We start from the raw sequence: 12,515 nt of genomic DNA, 5'->3' as shown, positions 1-12,515 counted from the left end.
CAGCGCTCCACCGACCACCACCCAAATGCGGCAGCCGACGATCCTCAACCCGACATGGTAAGCATTTCTTGGCCGAACGGGCTTTACATTCCGCAGATGGTCACTCACATCGGAAATACTGCGAAGCGGCATCCGTCACCCGGATTTGGCACGTCTGTGTCTATCTGTCCGACGGGGACCGGCCGATTCGCTCGCGCAGCTTTCTAAGGATGGATAAATGTCTCAGCCGAGAAACGGCACACCGGGCGATGTCGAGGAAATCCATTGGCCTTCTCTGGTGGCAGCCATCTCGTCGATCTCAGCCGTTGGCATAGCAATCGGCCTCGGGCTCCCGCTTCTTAGCATCATCCTGGAAAAACGCGGCATCTCGTCTACACTGATCGGGCTGAACACGGCGATGGCAGGCGTCGCGGCGATGGCCGCCGCACCCATCACCACCAGGCTCGCGCATAAATACGGCGTTGCGCCGACTATGCTCTGGGCGGTGCTGATTTCGGCGCTGAGCGCGCTTGGGTTTTATTATGCCCAGGATTTCTGGATGTGGTTTCCGTTGCGTTTCGCCTTTCACGGCGCAACGACGACGCTGTTCATCCTTTCCGAATTCTGGATCAATGCCGCCTCGCCGCCGTCCAAACGCGGCTTCGTGCTCGGCATCTATGCGACCGTGCTTTCCCTCGGCTTTGCGGCCGGGCCGCTCTTGTTTTCGATCCTCGGCAGCGACGGCATCTTCCCCTTCCTGATCGGCGCCGGCGCTATCCTGCTGGCCGCCATTCCGATCTTCATTGCCCGCGACGAGAGCCCGGTGCTCGAGGAAAAACCGGAGCTGCATTTCATGCGCTACGTCTTCCTGGTGCCGACGGCAACGGCGGCGGTCTTCATCTTCGGCGCGGTCGAAGCGGGCGGCCTGTCCCTGTTCCCGATCTTTGCCGTACGCGCCCATTTCACCGAATCGCAGGCCGCACTTCTGCTTACCATGATGGGCGTCGGCAATGTCATCTTCCAGATCCCGCTCGGCCTGCTTTCCGACCGCATTCCCGACAAGCGGCCGCTTCTGGCCGGCATGGCGCTGATGGGCTTCGTCGGTTCGATGATGCTGCCGCTGCTGGTTGACAACTGGCTGCTGATGGCCGGGCTCCTGCTTTTCTGGGGCGGCTGCGTCTCCGGCCTTTATACGGTCGGCCTCAGTCATCTCGGCTCACGGCTGACGGGCTCCGACCTTGCGGCGGCCAATGCCGCCTTCGTCTTCTGTTATGCGATGGGAACCGTGGCCGGGCCGCAGGCAATCGGTGCGGCGATCGATGTCGCCGGAAATAACGGTTTTGCCTGGGCGATTGCCGCATTCTTCGGCCTCTACGCCCTACTTTCCGGCATCAGACTGATGTTCATTCGAAAACGGACTTGACTTTTCGGGCGGGATTCGTAGTTTCGCGCCAGAATTTGCCGTGGAGCCCATCCGGCTTCCACGGCTTTCATTTTCTTAAAGGCAGGACGACCATGGCCAAGGCTACAACAATCAAGATCAAGCTGCTGTCGACAGCCGACACCGGTTTCTTCTACGTCACGACGAAGAACAGCCGTACGATGACGGACAAGATGACGAAGACGAAGTATGACCCGATTGCTAAGAAGCACGTCGAGTTCAAGGAAACCAAGATCAAGTAATCACTTGGTTGCCGGATTTCGCAAAAAGCGCGCGCCCTCGGGTTGCGCGTTTTTTATTGCCCGAATTGGCCCTCTTGAAAATGACAGCGCAAACAGAAAAACGCCGCCCTTCCATCTTCGGGAAGTGGCGGCGTTTTCTTGAAAGGGGGTCGGCCAGCATGCAAAACGGCACGAGGAACCGCTATAACTTGCCTACTAGCCGACCGACCCCACGACCCAGGAGATGCGGCGGACCTGAGCATCATGGGGTATCGACAACTCCTCAGCGGGAGCGCTTCTCTTATGAGCCGATAATTTGCGCAAAAATGAAAGAAAATCAACAAATTCTTAATGATGATTTTTGCGGACTTGATTCTATGGTTAAAAGTCCAGTTTTGGTACATACAAAGATTTATCGCCTCTGCTTAGGGATGAAGCCTAGACGCTGACCCACCCAAGAAATTCGACAATATAACGTAATAACCTACACCTGCCCTCCCCCTACGTGATGTGGTGCGGCGGGACTCTATTTCCGCCCATCGGCCGAAGGCGGTTTTTATAGTCGGGGTTTTATTTTTAGCTATGGCCGGACGCCTTCAAGACTATCGGGCAGCGGCGCATCCGCAGCAAAGCCGGAAATCCATTTTTGGGCTATTTGACTGCAAATTTTTCACGCCGCGCTGTGTGGGCGAGCATTAAAAATCGGTAATAGTCCGCTTACCACGGTGGAAAACCCATAAACGGCACATAAGGCGACAGCTGATTCGTCAGGCCGCGGCAGCGACGACGCGATTGCGGCCGGTATTCTTGGCTTCGTAGAGCGCAAGATCGGCCTGCTTCATCAGCTGATCCGGGGTCAGCACCGAACCGACGCGCGACGCGATGCCGAAGGAAGCGGTGACATTCAGCGCCTCTCCCGCGTGTTTCAGCCTGAAGGGCGCGTTTTCGACGGCCGCCCGCAGGCGCTCGGCGACAGCGGCGGCAATTTCCGGCGAGGTATCCGGCATGACGACGACGAATTCCTCCCCGCCGTAGCGGCAAGCGAGATCGGCGCCGCGAATGGTCGAGCGGACACGATTGGCAAACTCCCGCAGCACTTCGTCGCCGCCGTCATGACCATAGGTGTCGTTCACCTGCTTGAAGCGGTCGATATCGGTGATCAGCACCGAAAGCGGCCGGCCGCGCGCCATCGAACGGTTGAAGAGCACGTTCAGGTGATTGTCGAGATAGCGCCGGTTATAAAGGCCGGTCAGCGGATCGGTCACGGCAAGCTCGATCGTCTGCTTGACGCTGGCGCGCAGGCGGTCGTTGCAGCGCTTGCGACGGATCTGCGTCAGGCTGCGGGCAACAAGCTCGTTGGGATCGACCGGGCGGATAATGTAGTCGTTGACGCCGAGATCGAGCGCACGCACGACCATCTCGTCCGCGCCCTGCTCGGTGATGATCAGGATCGGCAGAAAGCGCGTGCGCTCCAGCGAGCGCAGCTGCGAGCAGAGGCGCAGCGGATCATAATCGTCGAAATTGGCGTTGACGATGACGAGGTCGAACGGGCTTTCGGCCGCCTCGAAGAGCGCTGCCTGCGGATCGGAAAGGGCAAGCACGTCGGCGACGGGCTTCAGCGCCTTGATGATGCGCTCCTGCGAATTGGCGCGGCCGTCGACGAGCAGGATCTGACCGGTCTCGTCGGCACGGCCCTCGCCTGCCCGCATGAGGTCGTCGATGCCCATCGTATGGGCGGTGTCGGCGCGGATGCGCAGTTCATCGCTCAACGTCTTCAGCCGCAGCAGGCTCTTCACCCGTGAAATCAGCTGAAGGTCGTTGACGGGCTTGGTGAGGAAATCGTCGGCGCCGGCCTTCAGGCCGCGGACGCGGTCGGCCGGCTGATCAAGTGCCGTGACCATGACGACAGGGATATGGGCGGTCTTGCGGCTGGCCTTCAGCCGCTCGCAGACCTCGAAACCATCGATGCCGGGCATCATGATGTCGAGCAGGATCAGATCGACCTGGTTGCGCTCGCAGATCGCCAGCGCCGTGTAGCCGTCGGCCGCGGTCATCACGTCGAAATACTCCGCAAGCAGCCGCGCTTCGAGCAGCTTCACGTTGGCCGGAATATCGTCAACCACCAGTATTCGCGCAGTCATAGCTGTCTTTCCGATGCGTCAGGCATCGCCCAGATAGGTCTTGATCGTCTCGATGAATTTCGGAACCGAGATCGGCTTGGAAACATAGGCTTCGCAGCCGCCCTGGCGGATCCGCTCCTCGTCGCCCTTCATCGCGAAAGCCGTGACGGCGATGACGGGAATCACGTGCAGCTCGTCGTCTTCTTTCAGCCATTTCGTGACTTCGAGGCCGGAGACCTCGGGAAGCTGAATATCCATCAGGATGAGGTCGGGGCGATGCTTGCGCGCCAGATCGAGCGCCTCCATGCCGTTTCTGGTCTGGATCGTGGTATAGCCGGACGCCTCGATGAGGTCGCGAAAGAGCTTCATGTTGAGCTCGTTATCTTCTACAATCATCACCTGTTTGGGCATGACAAGCTGTCCCTACGTCCGTTCGCGCAGCGGTTCGTCCCATGAGAAAGGCACATGCGGACAAGAGCTCCGTGAAACCGATAGCGCACGCTAGCGGCATTTGGTTGAAGAAAAGGTAACTTACCCCTCAAAATGCAAAGCAACTTCAAGACTTCGAAACAACAGGCCGCCGACCCGCACGCGACCGCGATCGCCGTGCTCGGCTGGCTTGCCGACGACCCCGACATGTTCGGCCGATTTCTTGCGCTGACCGGTGTCGCGCCCGGCCAGGTGCGCAGCGCCGTCAACGACCCCAGCTTTCTCGCCGGCATGATGGATTTCCTGATGAACCACGAACCGACGGCGATGGCTTTTTGCGCGGCGAGCGGCATCAGCCCGGAAGCGGTCACTGCCGCCTGGCAGCATTTCTCTTCGCCGGGCCTCGATTCCGGGGAATATTGACGGTGACCGGCATGGGGGAACTCGATATCTCGCATATCCGGCTCGGCAAACGGCCGCTGATCGTCTGCGACGTCGACGATGTCGTGCTGCAGTTCATCGGCCCCTTCCAGCTTTTTCTTGAAAGCCAGGGTCATGCGTTCCTGCCGCGCTCGTTCCGGCTCCACGGCAACATCGTCTCGCAGACGGATGGCGCGGAGATCGAGGATCAGCAGGTCAGCCGACTGATCGAGGAGTTTTTCGAGGCGCAGGAGCTGTGGCAGACGCCGCTCGATCGCGTCGTCGAAACGCTCGGCCGGCTTTCTGAGGCCGCCGACGTGCTGTTCCTGACGGCCATGCAGCCGCGGTTCCAGGATCAGCGCCGCCGCCTCCTCGACCGGATCGGCCTGCTTTTTCCACTGCTTGCCAGCGAAGAGCCTAAGGGGCCGATCGTTCACGCATTGCATGCCAGCCGCTCCCTTCCCGTCGTCTTCATCGATGATATGGCGCGCAATCTGCATTCCGTTAGGGAACATGTTGCCGATTGCCTGCTGATTCACCTGATGCCCGACTCTCCCGTCCATCGTTTCGCGCCGGCGGCCGCCGACGGCATCACCCGCGTCAGCGACTGGACTGATGCCGCCGCGCTGATCGAGGCGCATTTCCTTGCCGGCGCTTTCAGCCCTGCAGTTCCAGCCGCATGAGCGGACGGCCGTCCTTGCGCCGAGCCACCGTCTCAAAACCGGCCGCGTCGAAGATCGCCGTCGAGCCGATGCAGAGAGTCACCGATTTCGACTGCTTCACATGATCGATCGGACAGGCCTCGAGCAGCCGCGCGCCCTGGCGCCGGGCGTGATCGATCGCTAGGGAAAGCAGGCGATGGCTCATGCCCTTGCCGCGCAAGCGCGGTAGCAGGAAGAAGCAGCTGACGGCCCAGATCGACGGATCGTCCGCATCGCCCTCCTCCAACGGCCGCGAGACCGTGCGCGAAGAATTGAACTGCGGCACGTCATGGCGCGGCCCGATCTGGACCCAGGCGACCGGCGCGCCACCGGCATAACAGAGAATGCCCGGCGGCGGCCCGGCCTTGATCCGGTCGTGCATATGCGCCTTGCGCTCGTCGGCCGCCATCTTCGTTCTGATCGCATGCGGCAGGCGCAACGCGAGGCACCAGCAATTGTAGAAGGCACCCTGCGGCCCGAACAGGGTTTCGAAATCGTCCCAGCGTTCTGCCGTTACCGGTTCGAAACGAAGATCGTTATCCATAGGCAAAGCTCCCGCCTCTCTTGAGACTCGGAAGCTTAAGGCGTAGTGTCACGGCGTTCAACCTTTGTTCTCATGATGACGCCCGCGCCCGACAAGACACCCGGCTTCTGTCGCGACTGCCTTGCCGAGCAGAAGGGCGAGGCGCGCCGTTGCGTGTCCTGCGGCAGCCCGCGTCTGGTGCGCCATCGGGAGCTCTATGCCTTGACGCTTGCGCATATCGATTGCGACGCCTTCTATGCGGCCGTCGAGAAACGCGACAATCCGGATCTTGCCGACAAGCCTGTGATTATCGGCGGCGGCAAACGCGGCGTCGTCTCCACCGCCTGCTATATCGCCCGCATCCACGGCGTGCGGTCGGCGATGCCGATGTTCAAGGCGCTGGAAGCCTGCCCTCAGGCGATCGTCATCCGGCCGGACATGGAAAAATACGTCCGAGTCGGGCGCCAGGTGCGCGCCATGATGCAGGATCTGACGCCGCTGGTGCAGCCGCTGTCGATCGACGAGGCCTTCCTGGAGCTCGGCGGTACCGAGAGGCTGCATCACGATCCGCCGGCCCGTACACTCGCCAAATTCGCCCGCCGGGTCGAAAAGGAGATCGGCATCAGCGTGTCGGTCGGGCTTTCCTATTGCAAATTCCTCGCCAAGGTCGCCTCCGACCTGCAGAAGCCGCGCGGCTTTTCCGTCATCGGGCGTGAGGAAGCGGTCGAGTTTCTGGCGCCGCGTCCGGTCACTACGATCTGGGGCGTCGGCAAGGCCTTTGCGGCGACGCTGGAAGCGGACGGCATCCGCACCATTAGCCAATTGCAGCAGATGGAGGAAAACGACCTGATGCGCCGCTACGGCAGCATCGGCCAGCGGCTCGCCCGGCTTTCGCGCGGCATCGACGACCGTGAAGTGCATCTCAATGATGCGGCCAAGAGCGTTTCATCGGAGACCACCTTCTTCGAAGATATCTGGCGTTATGACGATCTGGTGCCGATCCTGCGCAATCTCTCGGAAAAGGTCTCCTGGCGACTGAAGAAAAACGACATCGCCGGCCAGACAGTGGTCCTGAAGATGAAGACCGCCGACTTCAAGTTACGCACGCGCAACCGCAAGCTCGAAGACCCGACCCAGCTTGCCGACCGGATCTTTCGCGTCGGGCTTGAGCTTCTCGAAAAAGAAACCGACGGCACGAAGTTCCGGCTGATCGGCATCGGCGTCACCGATCTCGGCGATGCCGCCCGCGCCGATCCGCCCGATCTCATCGACCGGCAATCGGGCCGGCGGGCGGCCGCCGAAGCGGCGATGGACAAGTTGCGCGACAAGTTCGGCAAGAACACCGTCGAGACCGGCTACACCTTCGGCAGCGGCAAGCGCGATCACTAAAGCGTGAGGCGTGAGCGCCGTGCGACCTATAAAATCTTCCTTAAACTTCGTCCCATAATGTGCCGGGCAAGTATTGCGTATGGTTGGCTATCATGTTCTCGCGTCTCGTCTTCGGCCTCGGCTTGCTGTCGGCCACCGCACTCGTGCACCCTGCTCTGGCCGCGGACGCGCGCACGCTGCAGATCATCGTCTCGAAGGACAAGCAGTCGCTTGCGGTCTATGACGGCACCGAGGTCGTCGCGACCTCGAAAGTCTCGACCGGCAAGGACGGACATACGACGCCGAGCGGTATCTTCTCGGTGCTCGAAAAGCAGAAATACCACGAATCCAATCTCTATTCGAACGCGCCAATGCCCTTCATGCAGAGGCTGACATGGTCGGGCATTGCGTTGCATGAATCCAATTCCGTGCCGCGTTATCCGGCCTCGCACGGCTGCGTGCGCATGCCCGGCGCCTTTGCAAAAAAGCTATACGGGATGACCGAGCCCGGCATTCCCGTCATCATCAGCGATGGCGAAGTGGTGCCGCAGCCGATCGACCATCCGACCCTTTTCCATCCGCAGGCGCCGGCGCCGATGCTTCTGCTTTCGGATGTCGAACTGCGGCCTTCGATGCCCGACAGCCCGGGCACGCCGGTGCAGGTGGCGATGAACGACACGGCTGCGATGCCGATGCCGGCAGCACCGCCGGTTGCAGCGCCCGAAGCGGAGCGGCCATCCGAACCGATCAGCATGCTGATCACCCGCCGCACGTTGCGCGAGACGGTGATCGACATCCAGACGCTGCTGAACCAGCTCGGCTTTTCCGCCGGCGTTCCGGACGGGTTGCTCGGGCCGGCGACCGTGCAGGCGATCAAGGCGTTCAAGACGCTGCGGCCGGCGGAATTTGCCGGCGACAGGAGCCTCATCTCCGACACGCTGCTGAAATCGGTCTATGCCGCAACAGGCAAGGGCGAGCCGCCGAACGGCGTCATCATGGTGCGCCGGGCGTTCAAGCCGATCTTCGAAGCGCCGGTGACGATCGCCGATCAGGGCTTGGCGCTTGGCACGCATTTCTTCACGCTGCATGCACTCGATGAAAAGGCCGGTTCGGCGGATTGGCTCGGCATCACGCTCGAAAACAATCTCTCCCGCGAGACGATGAAGCGGCTCGGCGTCACCAATCAGGAAAGCTCGATCGTCAGCGGCAGGCCGATCGCCCGGTCGCTCAACCGCATCACGATCCCGGAGGAGACCCGGCACAGGATCGAGGCGCTGATCGCACCCGGCTCGACGCTGACGATCTCCGATACCGGCCTTGGCCGGGATACCGGCGAAGGCACGGATTTCATCACCATCACCCGGGGTTGATCGCAATCACCCCGGGATGATCAAATCGCCCAGGGTGATGTGCATCACCCCGAGATGATCAGACAAGCTCGACATCGACAACACCGGGGGCGGCGCGAAGAGCGGCGGCGATCTCCGGCGTGATGCGGTATTTCTCAGCCAGCGCCACTTCCACCTCGCGTTTGCCCTCCTCCTTGATGACGATGAAGGAAACGAGGCCATCGCCCCTGGCGTTGAGATGGCCGGCGACCATCTTCAGCGGCCCGGAATCTCTGATATAGACGCGCAGCGCCTTCTGCATCTGCAGCGACTTTTCCTCCAGCGACTGGATCGTCTGGATGCGCAGGCCAATCCCCTCCGGCCGCTCCTCGCCGGTGGCGGTCAGCACGAAGGATTTTCCCGACTCCAGCACGTCGCGGTACTGGTTGAGCATTTCCGAAAACAGCACCGCCTCGAACTGGCCCGAAGAATCGGAAAAGACGATGATGCCCATCTTGTTGCCGGTGCGGGTCTTGCGCTCCTGCTTCGAAATGACGGTGCCGGCGAGGCGCGCATTGAAGGCGCCCTGTTTGATCGCCTGGGAAAATTCGGCAAAGGTCTGCACCCGCATCTTCTGCAGGAGGTTGTTGTAGGAATCGAGCGGGTGGGCGGTGAGATAGAAGCCTAGCACCTGGAATTCCTTGAGCAGCCGCTCGGAGGCAAGCCAGGGCGAAAACGGTGGAAGGGAAATCTTCTCGGGCCCCGAGGTCAGCGTGCTGCCGAAAATATCCGACTGGCCGCTCAGCTTGTTCTCCTGGGCGCGCTGGGCATAACCGAGGATGCGGTCGAGGCCGGCTGAAAGCTGGGCGCGATCGGTGCCGAAACAATCAAAGGCGCCGGCAAAGATCAGGCTTTCCAATACACGGCGGTTGACCTGGCGCGGATCGATGCGCAGGCAGAAATCCTCGATGCCGGCAAAGGGCTTGTCGCCACGCACCTCGACGATATGGTCGACGGCGGATTCGCCGACGCCCTTGAGGGCGGCCAGCGCGTAATAGATGCGGTTGTCGCCGGTCTGGAAATGGCGGAAGGACGTCTGCACCGAGGGTGCGATCACCTCGATGCCTAGCCGCTTGGCATCCTGGCGGAAGTCATTGACCTTTTCCGTGTTGGACATGTCGAGCGTCATCGAGGCGGCGAGGAATTCGACCGGATAATGCGCCTTCATATAGGCCGTCTGGTAGGAGACGATCGCGTAAGCAGCGGCATGCGACTTGTTGAAGCCGTAATTGGCGAACTTCGCCAGCAGTTCGAAGATATTGTCGGCCTGCGGCTTCGAGACGCCGTTCTTGACGGCGCCGACGACGAAGCGTTCGCGCTGCTGGTCCATCTCGGCCTTGATCTTCTTGCCCATGGCGCGGCGCAGAAGATCGGCCTCTCCGAGCGAGTAACCGGACAGGACCTGGGCGATCTGCATCACCTGTTCCTGATAGACGATGACCCCTTGGGTTTCCTTGAGCAGGTGGTCGATCATCGGATGGATCGATTCCAGCTCTTCGTCACCGTGCTTGCGGGCATTGTAGGTCGGGATGTTCTCCATCGGACCCGGGCGATAGAGCGCCACCAGCGCGATGATGTCCTCGATGCAGTCCGGCTTCATGCCGATCAGCGCCTTGCGCATGCCGGCACTTTCCACCTGGAACACGCCGACCGTCTCGCCGCGCGACAGCATCTCGTAGGTCGGTTTGTCGTCGAGAGGAATGGCCGCGAGATCGACCTTGATGCCGCGCTTGGCGACGAAATCGACGGCGACCTTCAACACCGTCAGCGTCTTCAGGCCGAGGAAGTCGAATTTGACGAGGCCGGCCTGCTCCACCCACTTCATATTAAACTGGGTAACCGGCATGTCCGAGCGCGGATCGCGATACATCGGCACCAGCTTGGAAAGCGGGCGGTCGCCGATGACGATGCCGGCGGCATGCGTCGAGGCGTGGCGGTAAAGCCCCTCGATCTTCTGGGCAATGTCGAGCAGGCGGGCGACGACGGGCTCCTTCGCCGCCTCCTCCTGCAGCTTCGGCTCCTCCTCGATCGCTTTGGAGAGCGGCGTCGGATTGGCCGGATTGTTCGGCACCAGCTTGCAGATCTTGTCGACCTGCCCATAAGGCATCTCAAGCACGCGGCCGACGTCACGAAGGGCGGCGCGCGCCTGCAGCGAACCGAAGGTGATGATCTGCGCCACCTGCTCGCGGCCATACTTGGCCTGGACGTAGCGGATCACCTCTTCGCGGCGGTCCTGGCAGAAGTCGATGTCGAAGTCCGGCATCGAGACGCGTTCCGGATTGAGGAAGCGTTCGAAGAGCAGCGAAAACCGCAGCGGATCGACGTCGGTGATCGTCAAAGCGTAGGCAACCAGGGAACCCGCGCCCGAACCGCGGCCGGGACCGACCGGAATGTCGTGCTGCTTGGCCCATTTGATGAAGTCGGCAACGATCAGGAAGTAACCGGGAAAACGCATGCGCTCGATGACGCTGAGTTCGAAATCCAGCCGCTCGCGATAATCCTTTTCCTCGTAGCCCGGTGACATGCCGAGCGTCGAAAGCCGCATATCCAGCCCTTCCACAGCCTGGCGGCGCAGTTCGCTCGCCTCGGCGCGTTCAGCCTCCTCGGCGTCGTCAGTCGCGCCGGTGAAGCGCGGCAGGATCGGCTTTCGCGTCTTCAGCACGAAGGAGCAGCGCTTGGCGATCTCGATCGTGTTTTCCAGTGCTTCCGGCAGATCGGCGAAGAGCTTGGCCATCTCGGCCCGGCTCTTCAGATAATGGTCCGGGGTCAGGCGAAAGCGGCTGTCGTCGGAGACGATGGCATTGTGGGCGACCGCCATCAGCGCATCATGGGCGTCGTAATCGTCGCGTGTCGGAAAGAAGGCCTCGTTGGTCGCAACCAGCGGCAGGTCATTGCTATAGGCGAGGCCGATGATCTTTTGTTCGTGACGTTTGTCGTAAGTGCCGTGCCGCTGCAATTCGACGTAGAGCCTGTCGCCGAAGAGACGTTTCAGCACAAGCAGCCGGGCCTCCCCCTGCGCGGGATGGCCTTCCTTGATCGCCGCGTCGACAGGCCCGGTCAGGGCGCCGGTCAGGGCGATCAGCCCTTCCGTGCCGGCCTCCTCCAGCCAGGAGGCACGGATATGGATAGCCTGGTTGCTTTCACCGCCGAGATAGGCGCGGCTGACGAGATCGACCAGTCGTTCGTAACCGGCATCCGTGGCGGCGAGAAGAACGATCGACGGCAGCTTGACCAGCGCCTGCTGGCCGCCGCGCTTTTCCGTTTCCAGCCCGTCTTCCATGTCGATCGAGACCTGGCAGCCGATGATCGGCTGCAGGCCGTCGTCCATCGCCTTCTGGGAGAATTCCAGCGCGATGAACAGATTGTTGGTATCGGTGATGGCGATCGCCGGCTGGCTGTCGCCGGTTGCCTTGTAGAGGATCTTCTTCAGCGGCAAGGCGCCTTCGAGAAGCGAATAGGCGGAGTGGACCCTCAGGTGGATGAAGCCCGGCGTGCCGCCGATCGCCTCGCCCGTAGAACCCTTTGCCGTATCCGCCATGTCATGCCTTCCCAATCACCCGAATGAGTCGGACGCATTGTCGGCATAGAGGGCGATGATGTCCAGAACAAGTCCCGCTTGCGGACCGCATGATGGCCATGCGGTCCCCTGAAAACTTTAGATCGCCATGACGATGAGCGAGAAGCTGGCGACGAACATTGCGATGGAGGTGAATGCTGCGATATCACGGATCATGTCAGTCATTTGGCTCTCATTTACTCGTTATGTTTTCAATTTGTTCGATTTATGTTCCATTGTCAACAGGAATCTTTTCCTTCTTTCTTGCGTTTTAAAATCCAGGACGCGAATCGCGAATCGATGAGAGTGCCAAGCGATACGATGGGCTGCGCCTGTTCTCTCGCGATCGGTGACGGATCGGACAGGCTA

At 61.0% G+C, this 12,515-nt stretch carries 10 protein-coding genes; 6 read left to right on the top strand and 4 right to left on the bottom strand.

Going from position 1 to position 12,515, the window contains the following annotated elements; all coding sequences use genetic code 11:
• Nucleotides 1-217: 217 nt before the first annotated feature.
• Both FHX03_RS27450 and rpmG read left to right on the top strand, forming a co-directional pair.
• Nucleotides 218-1,402 carry an MFS transporter gene (locus FHX03_RS27450; RefSeq protein ID WP_054181885.1) on the top strand — a complete coding sequence of 395 codons (1,185 nt, stop codon included), beginning with the start codon at nt 218-220 and terminating at the stop codon, nt 1,400-1,402.
• A gap of 92 nt (nt 1,403-1,494) precedes the next feature.
• Complete coding sequence (rpmG, locus tag FHX03_RS27445; protein WP_003587245.1) at nt 1,495-1,662, top strand: 50S ribosomal protein L33; 168 nt, start codon at nt 1,495-1,497, stop codon at nt 1,660-1,662.
• A 746-nt stretch (nt 1,663-2,408) separates the two neighbouring features.
• Here the strand turns inward: rpmG and FHX03_RS27440 are convergent.
• Together FHX03_RS27440 and FHX03_RS27435 are read right to left on the bottom strand one after the other, a co-directional pair.
• Nucleotides 2,409-3,782, bottom strand: a complete 1,374-nt coding sequence (locus FHX03_RS27440; protein ID WP_097627236.1) for a PleD family two-component system response regulator — start codon at nt 3,780-3,782, stop codon at nt 2,409-2,411.
• Nucleotides 3,783-3,800: 18 nt separating this feature from the next.
• Nucleotides 3,801-4,172, bottom strand: a complete 372-nt coding sequence (locus tag FHX03_RS27435; RefSeq protein WP_003547430.1) for a response regulator — start codon at nt 4,170-4,172, stop codon at nt 3,801-3,803.
• A gap of 132 nt (nt 4,173-4,304) precedes the next feature.
• Here FHX03_RS27435 and FHX03_RS27430 point away from each other — a divergent pair, with 132 nt between their 5' ends.
• Together FHX03_RS27430 and FHX03_RS27425 are read left to right on the top strand one after the other, a co-directional pair.
• Nucleotides 4,305-4,613 carry a DUF3572 domain-containing protein gene (locus FHX03_RS27430; RefSeq protein WP_097627234.1) on the top strand — a complete coding sequence of 103 codons (309 nt, stop codon included), beginning with the start codon at nt 4,305-4,307 and terminating at the stop codon, nt 4,611-4,613.
• Nucleotides 4,614-4,624: 11 nt separating this feature from the next.
• Nucleotides 4,625-5,293 (top strand): hypothetical protein, encoded by a 669-nt coding sequence (locus tag FHX03_RS27425; RefSeq protein WP_097627289.1) that lies wholly within the window; start codon nt 4,625-4,627, stop codon nt 5,291-5,293.
• Here the strand turns inward: FHX03_RS27425 and FHX03_RS27420 are convergent.
• Nucleotides 5,268-5,855: a GNAT family N-acetyltransferase gene (locus FHX03_RS27420; protein WP_097627232.1), complete on the bottom strand. Its 588-nt coding sequence runs from the start codon at nt 5,853-5,855 to the stop codon at nt 5,268-5,270. The genes FHX03_RS27425 and FHX03_RS27420 overlap by 26 nt on opposite strands.
• A 75-nt stretch (nt 5,856-5,930) precedes the next feature.
• Here FHX03_RS27420 and FHX03_RS27415 point away from each other — a divergent pair, with 75 nt between their 5' ends.
• Both FHX03_RS27415 and FHX03_RS27410 read left to right on the top strand, forming a co-directional pair.
• Nucleotides 5,931-7,223, top strand: a complete 1,293-nt coding sequence (locus FHX03_RS27415; protein WP_097627284.1) for a DNA polymerase IV — start codon at nt 5,931-5,933, stop codon at nt 7,221-7,223.
• Nucleotides 7,224-7,315: 92 nt separating this feature from the next.
• On the top strand, nt 7,316-8,572 hold the full coding sequence (locus FHX03_RS27410) for a L,D-transpeptidase family protein (protein WP_097627230.1): 1,257 nt from the start codon (nt 7,316-7,318) through the stop codon (nt 8,570-8,572).
• A gap of 58 nt (nt 8,573-8,630) precedes the next feature.
• Here FHX03_RS27410 and dnaE read toward each other — a convergent pair whose 3' ends face one another.
• Complete coding sequence (dnaE, locus tag FHX03_RS27405) at nt 8,631-12,128, bottom strand: DNA polymerase III subunit alpha (protein WP_097627228.1); 3,498 nt, start codon at nt 12,126-12,128, stop codon at nt 8,631-8,633.
• Nucleotides 12,129-12,515: the final 387 nt, after the last annotated feature.

The sequence above is a fragment of the Rhizobium sp. BK456 genome, from assembly GCF_014194045.1.
In the GTDB taxonomy this organism is placed as follows: Bacteria; Pseudomonadota; Alphaproteobacteria; order Rhizobiales; family Rhizobiaceae; genus Rhizobium; species Rhizobium redzepovicii.
The sequence above is the reverse complement of the archived record's forward strand: the minus strand, read 5'-3'. Positions and strand labels throughout refer to the sequence as shown.